Consider the following 20,812-nt stretch of genomic DNA (forward strand, 5'->3'; position numbering starts at 1 on the left):
AGATGTGTATAAGAGACAGCGGGCATCGTCCCGGACGATACGAGCGAGTACATGACCAAGATCATGCCCAGGATCCATCACCACGAGAAAGGCCAGAAGCCGCGAATGTGGCTCGAAATCACCACCACCGGAAGCGAGGACACGAATGCAGCGGACAAGTAAATCGGACAACGTTTTCACACCGGTTGAGTCGGAAATGTTCGTCCTCGGCGCGATGATCCAGTCGCGCGATGCTACCGCCGAGATTCTGTCCTCGGGTATGAACCGGCAGATGTTCTACCGCCCGGATCACCAACTCGTTTTCGAGACAATCGAGCAGATGGAAGCGGAGGGGGCGCAGATTGACCCTGTGTTCCTCGCCGACCGGATCAACGCCGCTTCCGGGCGAACGATCGGAGATGTCGCCCAACTGATCTTCGACCTGATCTCAAAGGCCCCAACTCCGATTTCCGCGATGTACCACGCCGAGCGCGTGCGGGCGGGTTACCTACGCCGGGAATCGTACGCCGCCGCGGCGAAGATCAAGCAGCTATCGGAATCGCCCGAAGTCGAACCGATCGAGGTTGTGGAGCAGGCCCGCGCCGAGCTCGACAACCTAGGGACGGTCAGCGTGTCCGATGCCCCGTCAATGGTGGGCGACATGCTCGAAGCGACGCGGGACTACTACCGACAGGACACCGGGCGGATCACATGGTCGGGCTTCGAGTCCCTGGACTCCATCACGGGCGGGCTCAGGGCGGGGCAAATGATCATCGTCGCGGCCCGGCCCGGTATCGGTAAATCGACCCTCGCCCTGGACTTCGCCCGCAACGTCGCCCGCACCGACCGGGCGGCGTTGATGTTCTCCCTAGAAATGAGCAAGCAGGAAGTGACAGCACGGGCGATCAGCGCCGAGTGCTCCATCGACCTCGGGCGGTTCACGCACTCGACGCTGATGGATGATGAAGCGCAGCGGCTCGCGGATCACGCCGACGATATGAGCAACCTTCACTTGTGGGTGGATGATGCGCCGGGGATCACAATGGCGGAGATTCGGGCGAAGGCTCGGCGGTTAGCTCGCGAGCGCCCCCTGGGGTTGATGGTCGTGGACTACATCGGATTGATTAGCGCTGTGGGAAAGGTTGAGTCGCGGCAGATTGAGATTGCGCAGTACAGCCGGGCGCTGAAAATGCTCGCGAAGGAACTGGACTGTCCGGTTGTGGTGGTCGTGCAGTTGTCCCGGCAGGCGGAGATGAATGGCGCGCCGCGGCTGCACCACCTCCGTGAGTCGGGCGCGCTGGAGCAGGACGCGGATAAGGTCCTGTTGCTGTCGCGGAGTGATGGTGGTGATTTGACGGTTGATCTGGCGAAGAACCGCAGTGGTCAGCTGGGAAGCGTGGAGCTTACGCCGGTGCTGCATTACTGCCGGTTCATGGATCAGAAGTGGTCGCCGGGCGGGTATCAGTAGGGCGGTTCGGAAAAAAGTTTAAGTGTTTTTCGTTTTTTACTTGACTTACACCACCATATCACCTATACTATAGTTACAGGTTAAGGGAAAGGCCCGTAACCAACCACCAGAAAGGCAGAAACAATGAGCACCATCATCATCGAAAAGACCACCACCGAGAACCAGACCAACTGGACCGCCGGAGACCACACCCTCACCAAGAACACCTACGACAACGGCAGCGTCGAATGGCGGGTAACCAGCAACTTCAACACCAACTGCACCCTCCACATCGACCTCGCAACCAACGAACTGCGCTACGCAGCAGCCAGCACCACCGCAAAGGTCGAGGACATGGACAAGCTGATCGAAGAACTGCAAAACGTGAAGCAGATCGCCGAAGCCTTCCAGCAGATCATCGCCACCAACTAACCCCTCCACTCACCCCGCCCCCCGGGGCGGGAACACAGTAAGAAGCACACCATGACCATCGAGATCGACAAGTTCGACAACGTCGCAACATTCGAAACCTACGGCTACGTCCTCATTCGCGAAGAGCTAGACCCCGACTACATGGAACCAGGCGAACCGCCGGTCATGTGGCGCATCGCGTGCCGGAACATCGACAACACACGAATCGAGATGACCGTCAAGAACTTCACCAAGACCATCGAGTTCCACATCCTCGACACCCCACTCCAGGACATCGACACACACCTCAATAACGTGCAAATGGTCAAAACCATCGCCCGCATGTTCGAGTCCATCATGCAAGACGACTAACCCCCCATTCATCCCCGCCCCCCCGGGGCGGGACTCCAGAAAGGAAAACATCATGGCCGGTAAGCACCGCGCAGAAGATCGACACACCAGCAGCTACGACTACGAACTGATAGACGACTACTACGACGAACCCGTCACCATCATGGACTGGGTCGTGTTCATCGCCCTAATCATCATCGGCGGCACGTTCGGCTGGTTGCTGTTCCACTGGTTCAGCCCACTGTGGATGAACTAAGAGAGGGAGGACATACCACCATGAGCAAGAAAATCACCACCAAACCCGCTCCCCGCGCGAACGAGCTTCGCGACATCATCGCGGAGATCATCGGACGCGACGAGAACAAGAACGCCCCGGCGAAGGACCTCGCGACGATCATCGTGGGCGAGATGCTGAACGGCCAGTGGGTACGCAACGACCGCGAGCGCGCTATGGCCGCGAACGTTGGCCCGTCGCTGGTCATGACCTATCACCTGGATATGTCCGCAGACGAGTCTACTGGGTCTATCCACTGGACCACCACGAGCCCGAGCGAGTTGCTGGCGATGCTCGCGGAGACGGTTAGCTGGGCGATCAAGGAAGCGGAGGACGAGTTCCACGTCGCTGGCCCGGAGCTGCTGGCGATCCTGGTCGCGGCTATCGCGCACCACCGGGCAGAGGACGAGCGGAATGGGGGCGAGGATGACTAGCCCGCACCCCGCGGAGTCCCGCGCCCGCGACGAGCTCCGCACCGTCCTGATGAACCCGCCAGATGACCCTGGCGTGCTGCGGAGCCGCATGGTGGATGTGTTGAGCGAGTTGTGCCACGCGCCATTCGAGCGGTGGCCGCAGTGCGCCGTCGAGCTCCGACACATCATGCTCGCGCACCCGGAGACGGACAAGACGCAGCGCCCCGCCCGCGAATGGATGTGGAGCCGCTTGTCCACGATCGAGAAGATGCAATACAGGAAGACCAACAAGTTCTAGGAAGGACTGATCACAATGAAACTGCCGAAACTGCCCTATATAACGACCCTCGCGACGATGACGAGCGATAAGCGCGACGAGGACGAGCTGGTTCGGTGGCACGCCGAGCATATCGCCGATGGAATGGCGGTCGGGACCATCGACATGCTGGGTGACGTGTATGCCCGCCTACTGCTGGAGTCGCTGATTTCCACCGGGGTCTACTGGTCGTGGTGGGAGCTGGTGACAATGGAGGACGAGAACACGGTGCGGTTCGAGCTTGTGGACCGGACTGTCGTGGTGACTTTCGAGCGGCTATTTGAGCGGCTCAACGAGATTAGTCTGCCGGGTGAGGGGCGGTTCGTGGACGAGTTTAACCAGCGGTTGACTGACCGGGACTACGAGGGTCTGTATGGGATGTGTTCGGACTCGGCGCAGGCGGATGATGTGCTGCAAATGCTGCTGTTCGGTCGGGAGGTGTTTGCATAATTGTGTGCGTGACCTGCGTGTTTGATGGTCGCGAAAAAATGTCAAAGTTTTTTAAAAAAAGTTGCAAAATAACTTGTACGACATGACTAGATGGTATATACTATAGTTACAGGTTAAGGAAACACCTTAACCACCACCACAGAAAGGACAGCCCACAATGATCACCATGGTTACCAAGACCGGAACCTACCGAGGACACACCCCCTGGACCATCGCCCGCCGACTCCACGGCACCAAAGCACAAATCAAGTGGAGCACCGACCCAAACAACCCAGAACGCGGAACCATCGTTGAGAAGAACGGGGTGAATACCTACACCGTACTCGGAACCATCCTCGACATCACCAACGCCGACGGCACCGATTGGACCATCAACGACCGCATGGCCGAGTTGAAGCTCGACCCAGAAATCGACGATGCGTTCTTCGACACCGCAACCGGCGAAGAAATCATCATCCACTAACCCAAAGCCCCATCCGGGGCGGGCCACCCACAGAAAGGCACCACCATGAAACAAGTCATCGACGGGCTTGTTCAATTCAACCAAGCAATCAAGAAAGCACGGCTCACCGATGGGACCTTCACCCTCCAGGGCTACACCATCACCGACGTGAACCTCGGAGACATCACCATCACCGGCGGCGAGTTTGTCGACTGCACCTTCTACGGAAACGACCTAGCCGACGGCGGGTTCACCCGCACCGCCTTCACCGAATGCCGATTCGAGTTCCTCGGAGCCACCGACGCGGAGATGCGCGAGAACGATTTCAAGGACTGCTACTTCCGGGGGCTCGACGCGCTCCGCGCGGACTTCACCGGAAGTCAGTTTGAGGGCTGCACCCTCCAAACCACCGTGTTCATCAACACGAATCTGGAGAACACCATGTTCTTCGACTGCGAGCTGTACGGCGCGACCATGACCCTCGCGAACCTCAAAAAAGCAGGATTTATCAAGTGCAACTTCCGCAACTCCAGCGCGACGTATGCGAACTTCACGATGACGAACCTCACGGACTCGAACCTGTCCGGACTGTCGTGGTGCGGCTCGGTGCTTTCCAACACGCCCCTGGGCACGGTGTACCTGATGCCGACGGGCCGCGGTCTGGTGGTAGACGCGCTCGGGAAGCACCTCACACTGGACGAGTTCGCGGAACTGACGTTCAAGGAGGAACCGGCGAAAACTGCCGCGGTTGAGGGTATTCACCAGCTCGCCGCAGCACACCACCTGTCGTACGCGGATGATCTCGAAACAACAGTGTCCAAATGGAAGGAGCAGTGATTATGGAAGCCAAGAAGGCCACTCCCGAACAGCCGCCCCATGCCGACATTTGCGCATCACCCAAGTGCCCGAACCACGCCCTACGCGAAGTCGGGTACTGCAAGAAGCACGCCTACCTCCACGGCGCGGTTCACCACAAAGTCTCGCCCGTCATGGCCTGCAACCATATCAACTGGCTACTACAGACCGGCTCGACCCGGACGGGAGTCGCGACCGCATCCGGTCTATCCACCGAGACCGTGGACCGCATCCTCAACGAGAACACCACGGCGATCCAGCAGCGCACACACAACGCGGTCCTGGGAACCCCGCCGAGCCGGTCCATTCAGAAGATCAGCACGTGGCAGCTCGCCCGGCGTATCCGCGCCCTCCGCGCCGCCGGGTGGACGGTCAGCGACATCGCCACCGACAGCGGCCTATCGCTCCCCACGATCCTCCACATCCAGCATGAGAGGTGGCCCACGGTCCAGCGACGCACGGCGATCAGCCTGCGCGACACCTACAGCCGTCTATCGTCCCTCCCGGTGAAGAAACCGCACTACCGCGTCGCGAGACAGGGCTGGGCGCTCCCGATGGAGTGGGACAACATCGACGACCCCAACGAGCACCGCGACCGCCCGCCCCTGGGCGACGACAACCCGGGAAACATCGACAAGACCCGCATCCCGGTGGATGACCAGCTGCTCGCGAAGCTCCGAGAACTCGTCGCACACTACGGCAGCATGGCCGAAGCGGCGCGGCATCTCGGGTGGGACGGGAGCCGGGTCCGTACATACCTTACCGGGCGGGTGAAGTCCATCCAGGAGCGCACGTACATCCGAATCATGAATCACCAACCAGAACAGGAAGACAAGCAATGAGCATCAACCGACACCGAATGGCCACCTACATCACCATCGCTACTACGGCGGCGATTATCGCCGTGAAGGCACAGCCCGGGACCAAGACTCACACAGCATCCGCCGAGCTCGCCACCGCGATGCTCGCGAACGTCATCGCCCGCGCCGTGAAGGCCAGGTGTGGAAAGTGACGTACCTCGACCCTCGCAAACTCCGCGTGCGGTACCGCTCCAGGTTCGCGGTGCACCTCGTGTTCACCATTGCCTTGGCGATCATCGCCGAGACAGTATGCAGCGGTGCCGACCTCCACGATGACCTCAACTTACTAACCATGTTTTCCGCTGGGATGGCTCTCACATCCTGGATAACCCTGAAAGATTTCTCATGAGACCCACAATCCGCCGAGGAGGCTTCGGCCGCTGGACCGTCCACGAACCAGACGGCACCGCCACCAACTTCCGCACCCACGCCCAAGCCATTCACCACTCCGACGAAATCGCCCGCACCATCACCATCACACTCCCGCCGTACCGACCACAGCGCAAGGTCGAAGAGGTCATCGTCACGAGCACCGAATACGGCGGGACCTTCTACGGCCCACGGGAAATAGAACAAATAGACATCACTCCCAGCTCGGTAAAGACCATCGCCCTCGCCCTACTTGCTACTGCTCACCACCAGGAGAGGAACCAGAAATGAATCGTGAAGAAGTGCTTGACATTGTGAAAAGCGCACGAGAGGACAATAAGCTCCCGGACCTGCGCGGCGCTAGCCTGCACTACGCTGACCTGTACGGCGCTGACCTGCGCGGCGCTGACCTGTACGGCGCTGACCTGAGCGGCGCTAACCTGTACGGCGCTGACCTGTACGGCGCTAACCTGCACTACGCTAGATGGGGCGGACTAGAAATCAACCACCTACCCAGCGGCACCCTCCACCTCACCCCCACCCCCGAAGGCTGGCGAATAACCCTCGGCTGCTGGAACGGCACCCCCGACCAACTACGCGACCTCATCGCAAAGGACCAAGGCTGGCCAGAAGCCGAAGGCGACGAAATCACCCGCCGCCGACCCTACATCGAAGCCGCGCTTACCCTATGCGACCTCCACATGCAAGACCACGAAGACATTATCCCCACACTCGCCGAAAAGTGGACAGACAAGGAGAACAACCAATGACCGACAAACAACCCCGCACGCTTGCGGACATGACATCCGAAGAGCTCGAACAATGCCGGGGTATGTGGTGCGACTTATCCATAGAAGCCTGGATCGTGGTTAGTGCCTATTACTCCGAGCAATACAAGCAGACACTGGTGGTGCTGCTTGACCCCGTAGACGGCGAATTGCTAGAAGGCGTGCCCGCAACAGCAGTAACCCCCCGTTTCGATCTGCCCCGTGCTTGGACCCCGGACGGCACGCCCGTGGTGGCCGACCCGGAGGAATACACCGCCGACGGGCGTAGTCGAGTCTATTTCGAGGGCATTGAGAAAGTCGCCTTCCCGCCCGGCACCCGAGTCCGCCGCTGGGTGAGCGACTGGGAGGAAATCGAGTGACTATCTACACCGAGTATCGAGCCACGACGGCGCTTGGTGTCGACCAGGACGGGAACCTCCAGTGGCAGTCGCCGGAGTACTGGCATTGGTACACAGACGAGCAGGAAGCCCGCGAAATCTACGCCGACATCGTAGGCGGACCGTCCGATCGGCTCACGGCGCTCATGTCCCGCCAAGTGACCCCATGGGAGCCAGTAGATGGCCCCATCGCCCCGGACGGCGACCTCATGCCCGCGTACCGCGCCGAGCTGTGGTTGCCCCGCACCCGGGGTGGTCAACCAGAACGCAGCCGGGTAACCATCCCCAAATCCACATACGAAGCCGCCGAAGCATTCAAGGACCTTGCCCACCACCACGGCGACCGTGGGTGGCGCGTCTACGCCCGACTACAGTCGCCCATCACGATCCTCGAGCAGCGCGGCGCTGCGCAGCTCGTACCCCGCCCAGCCGGGCACATCTACAACCTCGCAAAGGATCAATCATGACCATCACACCCAAACAGGCACGCGCACGCCTGGAACAGAAACCGGACGCTAACCGAATCGAGCGCCGCGCCTACCGCACTATCGCCGGGATGCAGTGGGAGTACGCCCCGCAAGCCCACCTCAACGGAGCCTGGAAACACTACACCGGATGGGGCAACCGTAGGCGACCGGAGCCGCCATTCAACACGCCAGCGCACACATTCGAGGTCGGCTGGTTCAACAGCGAAGAAGAAGCGCGACGGATAGCGCCACCGCCAGATTGGGCAGAATACCGCATCGTCCGCAGACTCGTATCCAAACCGGAGGTAGTCGAATGAGCTTCGCAATTTACGGCACGCTCATCGGCATCGGAGCGGGAATCGCAATCGGAACCGCAGCGACCTGGGACGAGCGCCGATCCCGCATCCTACGCATCACCATCACCGCCGCCATAGCCGGGGCTCTAATACTAGGAAGCTTCGGCGGATGCCTGGCATACACGACAGATACACTGCAATGCCCGCCAGGGCAAACCGAGGTGTACGCCGAAGAGAACCCACACGGCCTAAGCGGCTGCGTCCCCAACGACCTACTGAAAGACCTCAAATGACCGCCAACACCGACTGGCTCAACATCATCGCCCACACCTCCCGCATCCTCCACGACATCGTCGAGGGCCACCCCGTGTCCACAGCCGACCTCCACAAGGCCGCAGCCGTATCCGGCTGGATCGCCGAAACCCCACAAGCAGACCAAAACATCGTCGCCGAGTTGTACACAGACAGCACCCCGGAACGCCTCGCAGACTTGGGGCGCGCCTTCCTCGCCCTCGCCCTCAACCGCATGGAAGAGCAGGAAACAGAATGACCATCACGCCAGACCAAGCAAAGACCCTCAGCTGCGACGACTACCCCCGCCCGTGGGAAATCGGCCAAGTGCCCGTCTTCGACCCATGGGATGACTACGAGGATGCCTGGTACGCAGGCCCCGCCATCGTCTACGACGAAGACATCGCACCCCTAGTCGCAGCCGCCCCGGTCATGGCCGAGCAAATCGCCGGAATGCAGTGGGAGTACGGCATCGATCGAGAAAACTTACAGTGCAACCACATCGACCATCCAAACGGATGCCGATTGACGATGTGGTGCCAGAGTCTCGACAGCGCTCGTGACGGAGTCGAGATCGCGCAGCAATCAGACCCTACCGCCCGCATCGTCCGCCGCCTCGTCGGACAACCAGAAGAGACACCACAACCACACCTGCTACAATCACACACAGGTGAGTCCACCAACGCGCTGCAACGCAAGGACCCACCATAAAGGGGCACATCAGAGAGATACCAAGTCCATCACCAAGAACCCCCGCGACAAGGTTCGGCAAAACCTCGCGGGGGTTCACCCATACCCACCCAAAAAAACAACAAACCAAAACAACAAAAAATTAAGATAACATCAAACCATGACAAAACTCGGACACACACAAACCATCCCCACCAACCAACTCCACACCCACCACAAGAACCCACGCCGCGGCGACGTCCAAGCGACCGCCGACTCCCTGCGCGTCAATGGGCAGTTCCGACCCATCGTTGTGAACCGGGGGACGCATACGGGCCGTCCGATGGAGGTGTTGGCTGGGAATCACACGTTAATGGCGGCGCGTGATTTGGCGGAAGAGGGGGTGTCGGACTTCGCGGAGTTGGACTGCTACGTCGTGGACGTGGACGAGGATCAGGCAACGCGGATCGTCCTGGCGGATAACCGCACGGCAGACATTGGCTCGTACGATAACGAGGAGCTGCTGGCCTTGTTGGAAACCCTGGGCGACGAGTTGGACGACGTTGGCTTCGTCCTGGACTACCGTGCTCTCGCGGGCTTCGGCGCGTGGTTGGACGAGAAGTTCGACCACCAGCACCTGAACGACCGGGTGGGCTTCAACCCAACAGCGGAGAACATGACCCGGTTGCTGTACGAGACCGCGCGGAACATGGGGCTCCCCGCCATAGCGGTGTCGTGGTCGGAGACTCCGAAGACGTGAGCGACGTACCGACCGAAGGGAACGCTGTGATGGACTACGACTACATGACCGCAATGCTCGACTGGCTCGACCAGCATCCCGAAGCGAATGTGGAGCGCCTACCCGTGTCGGAAGTGTTCGGCCCGACAATTCAAGGCGAGGGACCGCACGCCGGGCGGACGTGCCACTTCATCCGCCTGGGCGGCTGCAACCTATCCTGCTCGTGGTGCGACACCCCGTATTCGACGGGGCAGCACGGCATCCCGCTTTCAACCGTTCCCCGGGTGATGGTGGACGATGTGGTTGCGCAGATCCCCCACGGAGCGATGGTGGTGCTCACCGGTGGGGAGCCGCTGATGCACGCACGCCGCGCCGGGTTTAGGGCGCTGCTCGTCCGGTTGAAGAATCACGGGTGCGAGGTGCATGTGGAGACGAACGGCACGATTGTTCCCCATGAGCTCGCCCCATTGTTTGACCACATCACCGTGTCCCCGAAGCTCGGCGCTCCGATGCGGAACCAGCACCATAACCCCACCCTCGGGCAGTGGGATACGTGGGAGACCCCGTTCTGCTTCAAGTGGGTTATCGACGTGGGCCGGGACGAGGACGTTCCCGAAGCTGTTACGCGGGCGGTTGATCTGTCGTTAGAGCACGGCTGCGACCGTGGGGATGTGTGGGTCATGCCGGAGGGCGCGACCCCGGAGCTGCTGGCCCGCCGGTTCACCGCGATATGCGACGCAGCAGCCGAGCAGGGAATCAACGTTTCGCACCGACTCCACGCCCTCGCGTGGGGCGACAGCAAAGGACACTAGATTATGCACAGTTACACCGAGGATCAGATCATGGCGGCAGAGTCCGCGATCAGTGGGCTGCTCGCAGCCTTCAACATTGACGAGGGCGACCACACCGACAACACACCGCACCGCGTGGCGAAAGCATGGGCGGATGTGCTCGGCGGGTACACGGAGAACCCGGCGGATCACCTCGCCACGACATTCACCGCCCCCCAGAACCCGGGGCTGGTGGTGGTTCGGAACATCCGCATGCAATCAACCTGTGCCCACCACCTGTTGCCCATCACCGGCACGGCGACGGTCGCGTACCGGCCCCGCCCCGGCGAGCGGGTCGTCGGCCTGTCGAAGATCAACCGACTGGTGGACGGGTACGCGCGTCGGCTCCAAGTCCAAGAGAACATCACCGCGCAAGTCGTGGACGCTATCGCCGATCGGCTGAACCCGCTGTGGGTCGCGTGCGCAATCACCGCCGATTATGGGTGTATGACCCTCCGCGGAGTCCGCGACGAGTGCTCCGACACCATGACGTTCAACGAGTGGGGAGTGCGGGACAGCGCGGATGTGGATGCGTTCTGGGCGGCGCACGTGGGCGGTGGTCGCCGTGGCTAAGAAACGCCCCGGCCCGCGCGTCGGCATGACCGAGGAAGAACGGCTGCAGGAAATCGAAGAGATGCTCCGCCTACGCCGAATGGGCGCGTCCTATGAGGCGATCGGTCGTGAGTTCGGCCTGACCGCTCGGACTGTGTGGGGCAAGATTGACACCTACCTTAAAGAGACACCGAAGCACGAGGCGGCGCAGCTGCGTGTCATCGAGGGCCGGAAGCTAGACCACTACGAGTTGAAACTCCAGGCCGACATCAACAAGGGCGATGTGCCCGCGATTAATACCGCTATCCGCATCTCGGAGCGTCGGTGTCGCATGATGGGGCTGGACATGCCGCAGCAGCATGAAATCACGGTCAGCAAGGAGGAAGAGGCGTTGGCTGATCAGTTGGTCGAGGAGTTCCTGGAGGACTTCCGCCGGGCCGCGCGGGAGGATGAGGAACACGACACGGAGTCGGAGTCGGAGGTGTAACGGTGGTTCGAGAGCCAACCCGGTCGGAGATTCTCGGAGCATTCGACCGGCTAAGTGGAGAAGCGCGGATCATGGCGATGCGCCGCGCCGTCACCGCCCTGCGGAACAAGAACAACCGCATGAGGTTCCGCACGCCCGGCGAGTTGGCTATGAGCGTGGACCGGAAGATGCGACAGACCCCGGCCCTGGAGCTGATCGACAAGGAAATCGCTAAAGCCCTCCGCGATGGTGGTCGGCTGATCATCACCATGCCGCCGCAGGAAGGCAAATCAACCCGCGTGGCAATCTGGACACCCATCTGGGCGCTGATGCGGAACCCCGATTCCCGTATCGTCGTGGCATCGTATGCGGCTTCGCTGGCTCGTCGTAACGCCATGGCTTCGCGTGAGATCATCGCCCAGTACGGTTCGGGGGCTATTGATCCACTGTCGGGCGCGGCGATGCCTGACCGCCTTGGCCTGGCGCTGAACCCGAACCACCGGCAGGCGACATCGTGGTCGGTCCTCGGGGCGCAGGGCGGCGTGTACGCATCCGGCGTGTCCGGTTCCCTGACGGGTAGGGCGGCTGATGTGTTGCTGATTGACGACCCGTTCAAGAACCAGCAACAGGCCGACTCCGCCCGCGAGCGGGAGAAAGTCTGGGAGTGGTGGACTTCGGTGGCGCAGACTCGTCTCGCCCCCGGCGCTGCTGTGATCCTGATCATGTGCATGACGGGGGACACTCCCGTCCTCATGGCGGACGGGAGCGAGCGACCACTGCGGGATATTCGACCGGGTGATGAGGTGGCGACGTATGAGGGGGGACGGTTGACTACCTCCACGGTGAAAAACTGGCGAAACAATGGCCCTGATTCCATCTACCGGATTAGAATGAAATCGGGTGTAGAAGTCCGCGCAAACGCACGGCACCCCTTCCTGACCGTGAAGGACGGCAACGAAACATGGACGAGACTAAGAGACCTGAAGCCGGGCGACATCATCCGGAGGGCTACTGGGGAAAGTGGCGAGGAGTCACCTGCTCCGCAGAAGGGTGTGACAAGCCCGCGAAATGCAAGGGCATGTGCATGTCCCACTACAACCGGAAACGGTGGGCAGACGGACACCGGCCCCCGTCTGCCAACCCGGAATCCCGTAGAGCCGCCCGAGTCAAGCACCGATACGGAATCACTGCCGACGAGTACAACGCACTCCTGCAACAGCAAGGGGGACGGTGCGCGGTCTGCGGCGAGTACCCTACGCCCGGGAACACTCGCGCCCACTGGGACGGGAAGCTGTGCATCGACCACGACCACGAGACCGGTCGAGTCCGTGGCCTGCTCTGCAACGACTGCAACCTCGCCGTCGGGTACGGGAAGTCACCAGACGTCCTCCGACGGTCCGCTGACTACCTACAACGTCACTCCTGACGAGGTGGAGTCCATCACCCCCTGCGGGGTGGAGGACGTGTTCGATGTGCAGATCGACCGGACGGAGAACTTCATCGCCAACGGGCTCGTGAGCCATAACACCCGCTGGCATGAGGACGACCTCGCCGGGCGGTTGATCCAACATGATTTAAGACAGACTCCGGAGAACCGTCTATGGCGGGTGGTGAACATTCCCGCGGTGGCGGAGGAAGGTGTGCCCGATGCGCTCGGTAGACAACCGGGCGAAGCGTTGGTGTCGGCGCGTGGTCGTTCCCGCAGGGACTTCGAGACGATCCGGCGGAGCGTCGGCGAGCGCGTGTGGACAGCCCTATATCAGGGCGTGCCGACCCCCACCACCGGAGGTTTGTTCGCGGCCGAGGATCTGAACAAGCACCGCTGCCAGTCGTCGGACATCATCGGGCGTGTGGTGTCGGTAGACCCCTCGGACTCCGGCACGGGCGACGAAGCGGGCATCCTAATCATGGGCTGGGACGACTACGGCAACGTAATCGTGGAGGAAGACCACTCGGCCCCGATGACCTCGGCGACGTGGTCGAAGGAAGCGGTGTCGCTCGCGATCAGCACCGGGGCGGGCGACATCGTGTACGAGGCGTTCACGGCGGAGGCGACTTACCGGGCGGTGCTGGAGAACGCGTGGCATGATATTCACCGGCAGGCGGAACTGCTCCGCCAGACCGGCGGGGATACCGTCGCGGCTGCTCAACTATGGCATGACGAGGGGCGTGGCGGCGATGGGCTCGGCGCGATGCAGGAAACATTGGGCATTCTCGATTTGGTGCCTGTGGAGGATAGGATGCCGTTCCGGCTGGTTCCGTGGCGAGCCAGGGGCGATAAGACCGCCCGCGCGGCTGGTGCCCGGCAGGCATCGCAAACCGGCAGGCTGCGGATGCTCGGCGAGCACCGCGTGCTGGAGAACCAAATGAGAACATGGCAACAAGGCCAGGCATCACCCGACCGGGTAGATGCGATGGTCAATGGGTACGAACACATCCAGAAAACAATCGGTGTCACCACAAGCATCGCCTTCCCCGGCGAGTGGTAGGTAGGGAGAGATCATGGCGCACTACACGATCGGCTTGTGGGAACAGATGAAGTTCACGGATCTGTCCCCCACGGCGAAGCGTATCGTCGCCGCCGCGTGGATGAACCGTGGCAAACCACTGACCGAGGATGCTCGGCTCACCTCCGCCGACCGGGGGCGGATCGGCAAGATCATGGACGAGGAAGGCTTCGAGGTGCTGCAGGACATCCTCGCCACCACCGACGAGCTCCGTGCGGAGAATAGGCGACTCCGCCGCCGCCTAGCCGACGTTCAACGCGGACTGGTGGGCTGACCGGTGCTGATAGTCTAAGCGTGAGCTACATTCACCCATCATCAGAGGAAGTGACCCCCTATGGCCCACGTCATCATCATCGTGTGCGCCGCACTGCTCGGCGCTCGCATCACCCGGCTAATCACGGCTGACCAGATATTCCAGCCATTCCGAGACTTCGTCCTCCGCCGGTGGGGAGTCGAGTCCCAAGTGACGTACTTCGTCCACTGCCCCTGGTGCGTCGGCGTGTGGGTCGCGATCATCCTCGCCGTCGTCGCGTGGCTCACCGTCCCCGGCGACTGGCCCGTCACCGCGTGGTGGGGCATCCCCGGCATGGCCGCAGGTATGTCGTGGCTCAACGGGTTCACCGCCTACACCGCTAAGGGGGAGTAAGCCGTGGGCATCCTGAACAGTCTCACCGCATCGGTGAAGAAAATGGAAGTCGGAGTGCCGCAAAGCAACAGCAGCGGGTTTCAGGACGATAAGAAAAAGACCGCGTGGCAGGCCGAAGCCTGGGAGATGTATAACACCGTCGGCGAGCTATCGGCGGTGTGTCAGTGGATCGGATCATCCGCCGCCCGGGTGGGCTTGTACGCCGCGGATGTGGACCCCGACACTGGGCGTACCAACTCCCCGTCGGATAACCGCCTGGCTCGGCAGATCGTCCGCGATATCGGCGGCGGTGCGGAGGGAACAGCGGAGCTGCTGCGCCACGCAGCGACGTTGCTCACCGTCGTTGGCGAGTTCTACATCGCGATCATCACCGACGACAACACGGGCGAGGAACAGTGGTTGGTGATCCCCACGAATCACGTGTCGAAAACGATCCGTGGCGAGTGGGAGATCAAGCTGGGCGAGAAGAAGCACATCATCAACGACGACACCGAGTCGTTGTTCAAAGTGTGGATCAAGTCCCCGAACGAGCCGACGGAATCGCGGTCGTCGGTGCGGGCGGCTCTTCCGGTGCTTCGTGAGATCAGGGCGATGGATCGGATCATCGCGGCTGCTGCTCGGTCGCGCGTGTCGGGTAACGGCATTCTGATTGTCCCCGCCGAAGCGGAGCTCCCCCGCCGCCGACCGCCCCGCGCCGCCGACGCGCCGGGGCTTCCCCCACGCCCGGCCATGCCGACCCAAGAGGACGACGCGACCTCGTTCTCGAAGAGTCTTTACACAACAATGAAGTCGGCGCAGGACGACCCGGACTCGCCCGCCGCTGTGACCCCTATCGTGGTGAAGGTTCCGTCGGAGCACGCGGCGCAGTTCCGTCACTTGACGTTGGACACCGGTATCGAAGCGAAGGCGGTGGACACGCGGGAGCGGGCGATCCGCCGCCTAGCGTTGTCGTTGGATGTGCCCCCGGAGGTGCTGCTCGGCATGGGCGACTCGACGCACTGGAACGCTGGCCTGGTGGACGAGTCGGCGCTGCGGCAGCACATTAGCCCGCTTGTGGAGGTCATTTGCGACAGTCTCACCGAGTCGGTGCTGCGCCCGTTCATGCCGGAGGGCGAAGCGGGGAGTGTCGCGGTCGCGGCGGATATGTCCGCGTTGGCGCAGAAGCAGGATAAATCCCAGGCCGCGCTGGATGCGTTCGACCGTGGCGTGTTGTCCGCTGCCGCGCTCCGCCGGGAACTCGGGTTCAGCGAGGACGACGCGGACGACAAGGACTCGGATGTGGCTCGCCGCGCCCTGGCGGAACGGTTGGTGACGAAGGCACCGTCGTTGTTCCCCTACCTCGCGGAGGTGCTGGGCTTCGACCTCCCGCAGAACGTGTTGGACCGTCCGATTAGCTCGAATGTTGGTGCCCCGCTGCGGGCCGTTACGGCGGGGGGTGATCATGGTGGCGCGTAGTCGTTTCAGCGCGGAGCCGAACCGGGGGACTGACGAGCTCGTCGGTATCGTCACCGCTGCTGTGAAGGAGTGGATCGCCACGGTCCGGGAGGATGTGGATATGATCACCGCAGCCGGTGAGGAATGGGCTGGGGAGGTGACGGTGAACGTTATGCCCGCGCTGGGTGCGGAGTTCATCGCCACGGCGGCGGCGGACGCGCCGAACACGGGGTTCGTGTCCCCGGACGTGGCTATCCCCTGGCCGTCGGGTGTGTCCGGCCCGGCGACGGTCGCTGACCTTCTCGCGGAGTTCCCCGCGACGTTCGCGGGTGTGGACCCGTCGCAGATCAGTTTCATCATCGCATCCCCGTCGTGGCGGCACCTGTTCGCGGACTACATGCGCACGACCGAGAACCTCGTGGTGGGAATGCAGGACACGGTGTTCCAGACGATGCAGGGTATCTTGTCGAAGGCTGGGACGGGCGGGAGTTTCGAGCAGCGGGAGCTGGTTAGGCAGTTCCTATCGTGGGATGCCGAAGGGGGCTATGAGGGGTGGATGCGCCGGGCGGAGCGGATCGCCCGGACGGAGCTTCATCAGGCCCGCACGGCGGCGGTTCACGCTTCCGCGACGATGACCGCCGATGCTGGTGTCCCGATGGTGAAAGTGTGGTCGGCGGCTCATGACGAGCGGACGCGGGTTGCACACGCCGAAGCGGACGGGCAGACCCGCCCGGTGGACGAGCCGTTCGAGGTGGGTGGGGAGCTGCTGCGCTACCCCGGCGACCGGGCTAACGGCTCGGCGAAGAACACGATCCAGTGCCGCTGCACCGCGACCTACGTCGAGGATGAAATCGGCGCGGACATACCGTGGGCGACGCGGATCAATAGTATGAGAGACGTAGAGCGACAGATCAGGGAGTTAGATATGGATGCGTTGGCAGCTAGTGGCGCGAAGGGCCTGGAGTGGAAGGGCCGTCTCGCCCCGGTGGGTGAGCCGACCGGTGATGGTCGTATTTTCACGACCGATGGTGAGTTCCGGTTCCGGAAGTTTCCCCTTCCACTGCTGTGGCAGGAAACGACGAGCGAGGGCCACGACTCGTCCCGTATCGTCGGAACCATCGACCGGGGCGAGGTCACCCCGGACGGGTTCACGGCGGAAGGCACAATCTTCTCGGATGAGGATAAGGTCATCGCCCTGCTGGAGAAGGGCGTGATCCGCCCGTCGGTTGATTTGTGCGACATGCTTGCCGACACGTTTGAGGTGGAGGATGGTCCTCGGCTGGAGGTGCATTCGGCGACGATCATGGCGGCGACGTTGGTGGCGAAGCCCGCGTTCGAAAACGTGGGTATTCAACTCACCGGCGACGAGTCGGAGGTGGATACCGACGGCCTGGTCGCGTCGGCTGGTGCGGTGTTGGACCTGCCGAAATATGATTCGGCGGCGTTCGCTGACCCTGGCCTGGACGGGCCGACTCCGATTACCGTCACCCCGGAAGGGCGTGTGTTCGGGCACCTCGCGCTGTGGGATACGTGTCACGTCGGTCAGCCCGGTAAGTGCGTGACCCCGCCCCGTTCGGCGGCTGGGTACGCGCATTTCCACCAGTCCACGGTGCTCACCGATGATGGTCCGGTGGCGGTGGGCCGTCTGACTGTGGGTGGTGGTCATGCTGGTGTGCGCGCTGGTGTGCGTGCCGCTGCGGAGCATTACGACACGACCGGGTCGTGTTGGGCGTTCGTCCGCGCCGGTGAGGACGAGCACGGCATCTGGGTCGCTGGTGAGGTGAATCAGGACGCGCCCGCCGCGAAGCTCCGCGAAGCCGCGACCGCACCCCTATCTGGTGACTGGCGGCGCGTCGGCAACAGCTTGGAGCTCGTCGCTGCCTTGTCCGTGTCCACCCCGGGCTTCCCCGTGCGGCGGGAGTACGTCGCGGATGGTCAAGCCCTGGCGTTGTGCGCGTCCGGGTGGGCTGCTCCCGCTGTCGAGGAATTGTCCCCGGTGGATGCCGCCCGCGTGGCTGCTATGGATGCGGTGCGTGAGGTGTTCGCCGCCCTCCGCGCCGAAGGGAACTCCCCCGGTGAGCTTGCGCACGCGCCGGGGCTCCGCGAACGGTTCAAGGCCGCGCAGGGCGTCATCGGCTTCGACGTGGAGCCGGACGTGCCCGCCCGCTATCAGGCGGTGCGGGACATCATGGAAAGCAAGGAGGACTAACAATGGCTTGTGGAGCATGTGGCAGCGGAGGAAGCTTCACCCCGGCGACGTACACCGTCCGCTCAACCGACGCGGATGGTCAGGTGCAGGAGCAAACATTCCTGTCTAAGACGCAGGCGGTGATGTTCGCGTCGCGGAACGGCGGTGGGGAGATCATCACGAATAGGGGCGAAGCCCGTAGCTAGACTGTGGGAGGTGAGGGGCATGTCGCCCTGTACACTCCCGACGTAGAGGGACGAGAGACCGACAAGGAGACCAGATGAACACGCTGGATGACATTCTCAAGGCCGTGGCGAACATGCCTACCGACCCGGCGGAGATTGACAAGATCATCACCGCCGCTAAGGCGGTCTACGATAAGCTGACCGCCGACGCGGGCGATAACCCTACCGAGGAGCAGGTCGCCGCGTTGGAGAAGCTCGCGGAAGCCGTGACGCAGGCGCGTGCTGCTAAGGCCGAGGCCGCTAAGGCGGATGCCCAGGCCGCTATCCGAGGTCGCCGGGACCGCGCCGCCGCCGCTGCTGCCGCGTTCGCGGATGATAGCGACGAGGGTGGTTCCGACGATTCCGAAGAGTCCGAAGGGGCCGACGGTGAGCAGGACAGCACCGATGATTCCGACGACTCCGACGAGTCCGAGGATGACGACGCGGGCGAGTCCACCAACGAGGATGATTCCGACGACACCGATACTGACGAGAAGGAGTTCGCTGTGAAGCGACGCTACGGCGGAGCCACCGCCGGTTACCGGGGCGAAGCAAAGTCCACCACCCCGTTCACCCTCGACCCCGCCGCGCCGAACTTCAAGTCCGGCGAAGCAACCTTCCTCGACTTCGCGGAAGCGTTCAACGGCATTTCGTCCGGTCGCGCCCTGCGCGCCACGACCGTCGGCCAGCAGACCCAATCTCACTTCGGACACATCCGCCGCGACCTCCCGACCGAACTCGTCGCATCCGACGAGGCGAGCCTGGTCGCCGCGATTGACCACGCCACCGACGAGTCCCGCCTTGACGGCGGTTCCCTCGTCGCGGCTGCTGGATGGTGCGCCCCATCCGAGACCATTTATGATTTCCTGCCCACCCCGGCTGCGGCGAACCTGTTCTCCCTCCCGGAGATCAGCCTGTCCCGCGGTGGTTTGCGCTACCCGGTGGAGCCGGACTTCTCGACGCTGTACGCCACCAACCGCGGCACCATGACCGAAGCGCAGGCGATCAGCGGCCAGACCAAGGACTGCATCGAGATTCCCTGCGCCGAGATGCAGGAAGTCCGCATGGATGTCCTGTGGACGTGTGTCACGTCGAATCTGCTGGCTAACACCGGCTGGCCGGAGCTGACCGCGAAGTTCCTGGAGAACGCCACGAAGGGTCACCTCCACCGCCTATCCGCCGCCCGTCTGGCGAAGGTCATCGCCCTGTCAAAGAAGGTCGCCGTGGGTGTGCCTGCCCTGGGCACCGCGGGCACGGTGCTGAACAGCATCGAGCTCCACGCGGAGACGCTGCGCCAGAAGTTCCGCCTGGGCACCTCCACCCTGGAGGGTGTCGCCCCCGCATGGCTGCGATCCATCCTCCGCGCCGATTTGGCGTACCGCGATGATGTCCTCCCGGAGCGTGTGACTGACCAGATCCTCGACCAGCACTTCGCGGACCGTGGCGTGCGCTTCCAGTGGGTCGATGATTACCAGCCGCTCAACGGCGACCCGGCATCCGCTGGCTACCCCGCCGAGGTGAAGGTGCTGCTGTACCCCGCTGGCACGTTCTTCTCCGCCGTCCAGAACGTCGTGAACCTCGGCGCTATCTACGACAGCACTGGCCTGTCCAAGAACCAGCGCACCGAAATGTTCCTGGAGGATGGTTTCGCCGTGGGCCAGCGTGGCTACGAGTCCCGCGAGCTGACCATCCCCGTCGCGATCAACGGCCAGGTTGGCCTGCGTCACGCGACAAACCCCGCCGTCCCCGCAGAGTAACCTAACCGGATCGTAGAAAGGAGGTGTCGGCATGGCAACAGTTGTGAAGCCGATGCAGTTCGTCGGACGCGCCCCGCTGCCGACCCCGTCGCGATCTGGCCTGTACGCGGTAGCTCAATTCGTGGACGTGGAGCGCCCCGTCATTCACGGGGTGGAGGTCAGCGTCCCATCCATCGGCGGTCATGGTCTATGGCCGGAGCCGTGCAACCCCGGCCAGGGGCCGAAGCACGGCGGTAATTCCGCAACGTTGATGCAGTTCCCCGGTAACGCTGTGTGGGCTGCGGAAGAGTGCGCCGCCGTGGGTCTTTCCGAAGCGGAGTTGTCCGCCCGGGCGGTGGAGAAACTTAAGGCGGTTGAACCCATTTATGTGGAGCGGCATTTCGCCGCGCTGCTCAAAAATCAGCCGAACACCGC

The 20,812-nt window shown here is 62.6% G+C and carries 30 protein-coding genes; all 30 read left to right on the forward strand.

The genetic code is table 11. The features are described 5' to 3' along the window. The first annotated feature begins 145 nt into the window (after positions 1–145). Positions 146–1,447: a replicative DNA helicase gene (locus tag ACTNEN_RS12695; RefSeq protein ID WP_441031727.1), complete on the forward strand. Its 1,302-nt coding sequence runs from the start codon at positions 146–148 to the stop codon at positions 1,445–1,447. 123 nt (positions 1,448–1,570) lie between these two features. Then, positions 1,571–1,858: a hypothetical protein gene (locus ACTNEN_RS12700; RefSeq protein WP_343095466.1), complete on the forward strand. Its 288-nt coding sequence runs from the start codon at positions 1,571–1,573 to the stop codon at positions 1,856–1,858. Between the two features lie 51 nt (positions 1,859–1,909). After that, entirely contained in the window at positions 1,910–2,209 is a 300-nt protein-coding gene (locus ACTNEN_RS12705; protein ID WP_441031730.1) for a hypothetical protein, read from the forward strand. Positions 2,210–2,261: 52 nt separating this feature from the next. Then, positions 2,262–2,444, forward strand: a complete 183-nt coding sequence (locus ACTNEN_RS12710) for a hypothetical protein (RefSeq protein ID WP_428280620.1) — start codon at positions 2,262–2,264, stop codon at positions 2,442–2,444. A gap of 20 nt (positions 2,445–2,464) precedes the next feature. Next, entirely contained in the window at positions 2,465–2,896 is a 432-nt protein-coding gene (locus ACTNEN_RS12715; protein WP_441031733.1) for a hypothetical protein, read from the forward strand. Continuing rightward, positions 2,889–3,173: a hypothetical protein gene (locus ACTNEN_RS12720; protein ID WP_435546638.1), complete on the forward strand. Its 285-nt coding sequence runs from the start codon at positions 2,889–2,891 to the stop codon at positions 3,171–3,173. Before ACTNEN_RS12715 ends, ACTNEN_RS12720 begins: the two co-directional genes overlap by 8 nt. Positions 3,174–3,188: 15 nt before the next feature. Next, complete coding sequence (locus ACTNEN_RS12725) at positions 3,189–3,641, forward strand: hypothetical protein (RefSeq protein WP_441032675.1); 453 nt, start codon at positions 3,189–3,191, stop codon at positions 3,639–3,641. 157 nt (positions 3,642–3,798) lie between these two features. Continuing rightward, positions 3,799–4,104: a hypothetical protein gene (locus ACTNEN_RS12730; protein WP_343100140.1), complete on the forward strand. Its 306-nt coding sequence runs from the start codon at positions 3,799–3,801 to the stop codon at positions 4,102–4,104. A 45-nt stretch (positions 4,105–4,149) separates the two neighbouring features. Next, on the forward strand, positions 4,150–4,920 hold the full coding sequence (locus ACTNEN_RS12735) for a pentapeptide repeat-containing protein (RefSeq protein ID WP_441031736.1): 771 nt from the start codon (positions 4,150–4,152) through the stop codon (positions 4,918–4,920). Positions 4,921–4,922: 2 nt separating this feature from the next. Continuing rightward, positions 4,923–5,780 (forward strand): helix-turn-helix domain-containing protein, encoded by an 858-nt coding sequence (locus ACTNEN_RS12740; protein WP_441031738.1) that lies wholly within the window; start codon positions 4,923–4,925, stop codon positions 5,778–5,780. After that, entirely contained in the window at positions 5,777–5,950 is a 174-nt protein-coding gene (locus tag ACTNEN_RS12745) for a hypothetical protein (RefSeq protein ID WP_441032671.1), read from the forward strand. Before ACTNEN_RS12740 ends, ACTNEN_RS12745 begins: the two co-directional genes overlap by 4 nt. Positions 5,951–6,143: 193 nt before the next feature. After that, a complete protein-coding gene (locus tag ACTNEN_RS12750) occupies positions 6,144–6,458 on the forward strand; it encodes a hypothetical protein (protein WP_441206875.1) in 315 nt (104 codons plus the stop codon). Beyond that, positions 6,455–6,937: a pentapeptide repeat-containing protein gene (locus ACTNEN_RS12755; protein ID WP_441206876.1), complete on the forward strand. Its 483-nt coding sequence runs from the start codon at positions 6,455–6,457 to the stop codon at positions 6,935–6,937. Before ACTNEN_RS12750 ends, ACTNEN_RS12755 begins: the two co-directional genes overlap by 4 nt. Next, positions 6,934–7,314 (forward strand): hypothetical protein, encoded by a 381-nt coding sequence (locus ACTNEN_RS12760; protein WP_441031745.1) that lies wholly within the window; start codon positions 6,934–6,936, stop codon positions 7,312–7,314. The genes ACTNEN_RS12755 and ACTNEN_RS12760 overlap by 4 nt, the downstream gene beginning before the upstream one ends. Beyond that, complete coding sequence (locus tag ACTNEN_RS12765; RefSeq protein ID WP_441031747.1) at positions 7,311–7,799, forward strand: hypothetical protein; 489 nt, start codon at positions 7,311–7,313, stop codon at positions 7,797–7,799. The genes ACTNEN_RS12760 and ACTNEN_RS12765 overlap by 4 nt, the downstream gene beginning before the upstream one ends. Continuing rightward, complete coding sequence (locus tag ACTNEN_RS12770) at positions 7,796–8,116, forward strand: hypothetical protein (protein ID WP_435546304.1); 321 nt, start codon at positions 7,796–7,798, stop codon at positions 8,114–8,116. The genes ACTNEN_RS12765 and ACTNEN_RS12770 overlap by 4 nt, the downstream gene beginning before the upstream one ends. Beyond that, positions 8,113–8,388: a hypothetical protein gene (locus ACTNEN_RS12775; RefSeq protein ID WP_343095450.1), complete on the forward strand. Its 276-nt coding sequence runs from the start codon at positions 8,113–8,115 to the stop codon at positions 8,386–8,388. The genes ACTNEN_RS12770 and ACTNEN_RS12775 overlap by 4 nt, the downstream gene beginning before the upstream one ends. After that, the gene (locus ACTNEN_RS12780; RefSeq protein WP_441031748.1) at positions 8,385–8,645 is read left to right on the forward strand and encodes a hypothetical protein; all 261 of its coding nucleotides are present in this window, start codon (positions 8,385–8,387) and stop codon (positions 8,643–8,645) included. Before ACTNEN_RS12775 ends, ACTNEN_RS12780 begins: the two co-directional genes overlap by 4 nt. Beyond that, positions 8,642–9,097 (forward strand): hypothetical protein, encoded by a 456-nt coding sequence (locus tag ACTNEN_RS12785; protein WP_441031750.1) that lies wholly within the window; start codon positions 8,642–8,644, stop codon positions 9,095–9,097. The genes ACTNEN_RS12780 and ACTNEN_RS12785 overlap by 4 nt, the downstream gene beginning before the upstream one ends. A gap of 139 nt (positions 9,098–9,236) precedes the next feature. Beyond that, positions 9,237–9,815, forward strand: a complete 579-nt coding sequence (locus ACTNEN_RS12790) for a 6-carboxytetrahydropterin synthase (protein WP_441031751.1) — start codon at positions 9,237–9,239, stop codon at positions 9,813–9,815. Beyond that, positions 9,812–10,606, forward strand: coding sequence for a 7-carboxy-7-deazaguanine synthase QueE (locus tag ACTNEN_RS12795; protein ID WP_441052909.1), 795 nt, complete (start codon positions 9,812–9,814; stop codon positions 10,604–10,606). The genes ACTNEN_RS12790 and ACTNEN_RS12795 overlap by 4 nt, the downstream gene beginning before the upstream one ends. Before the next feature lie 3 nt (positions 10,607–10,609). Further along, positions 10,610–11,197: a GTP cyclohydrolase I gene (gene folE, locus ACTNEN_RS12800; RefSeq protein ID WP_441031755.1), complete on the forward strand. Its 588-nt coding sequence runs from the start codon at positions 10,610–10,612 to the stop codon at positions 11,195–11,197. After that, positions 11,190–11,663: a hypothetical protein gene (locus ACTNEN_RS12805; RefSeq protein ID WP_441031757.1), complete on the forward strand. Its 474-nt coding sequence runs from the start codon at positions 11,190–11,192 to the stop codon at positions 11,661–11,663. Before folE ends, ACTNEN_RS12805 begins: the two co-directional genes overlap by 8 nt. Before the next feature lie 71 nt (positions 11,664–11,734). Then, positions 11,735–14,131 carry a terminase large subunit domain-containing protein gene (locus ACTNEN_RS12810; RefSeq protein ID WP_441031759.1) on the forward strand — a complete coding sequence of 799 codons (2,397 nt, stop codon included), beginning with the start codon at positions 11,735–11,737 and terminating at the stop codon, positions 14,129–14,131. 13 nt (positions 14,132–14,144) lie between these two features. Further along, positions 14,145–14,423 carry a hypothetical protein gene (locus tag ACTNEN_RS12815; protein ID WP_432490318.1) on the forward strand — a complete coding sequence of 93 codons (279 nt, stop codon included), beginning with the start codon at positions 14,145–14,147 and terminating at the stop codon, positions 14,421–14,423. Between the two features lie 60 nt (positions 14,424–14,483). Next, positions 14,484–14,795 carry a hypothetical protein gene (locus ACTNEN_RS12820; protein WP_343095454.1) on the forward strand — a complete coding sequence of 104 codons (312 nt, stop codon included), beginning with the start codon at positions 14,484–14,486 and terminating at the stop codon, positions 14,793–14,795. A 3-nt stretch (positions 14,796–14,798) separates the two neighbouring features. Further along, entirely contained in the window at positions 14,799–16,250 is a 1,452-nt protein-coding gene (locus ACTNEN_RS12825; RefSeq protein WP_441052907.1) for a hypothetical protein, read from the forward strand. Further along, positions 16,237–18,438, forward strand: coding sequence for a phage head morphogenesis protein (locus tag ACTNEN_RS12830; protein WP_441063942.1), 2,202 nt, complete (start codon positions 16,237–16,239; stop codon positions 18,436–18,438). The genes ACTNEN_RS12825 and ACTNEN_RS12830 overlap by 14 nt, the downstream gene beginning before the upstream one ends. A 259-nt stretch (positions 18,439–18,697) precedes the next feature. Next, on the forward strand, positions 18,698–20,398 hold the full coding sequence (locus tag ACTNEN_RS12835) for a major capsid protein (protein ID WP_441031765.1): 1,701 nt from the start codon (positions 18,698–18,700) through the stop codon (positions 20,396–20,398). A gap of 31 nt (positions 20,399–20,429) precedes the next feature. Then, a partial coding sequence (locus tag ACTNEN_RS12840) for a hypothetical protein (protein WP_441206877.1) occupies positions 20,430–20,812 on the forward strand: 383 nt, incomplete at its 3' end.

Source organism: Oribacterium sp. HCP28S3_H8 (assembly GCF_052064775.1).
Lineage (GTDB): Bacteria > Bacillota > Clostridia > Lachnospirales > Lachnospiraceae > Oribacterium.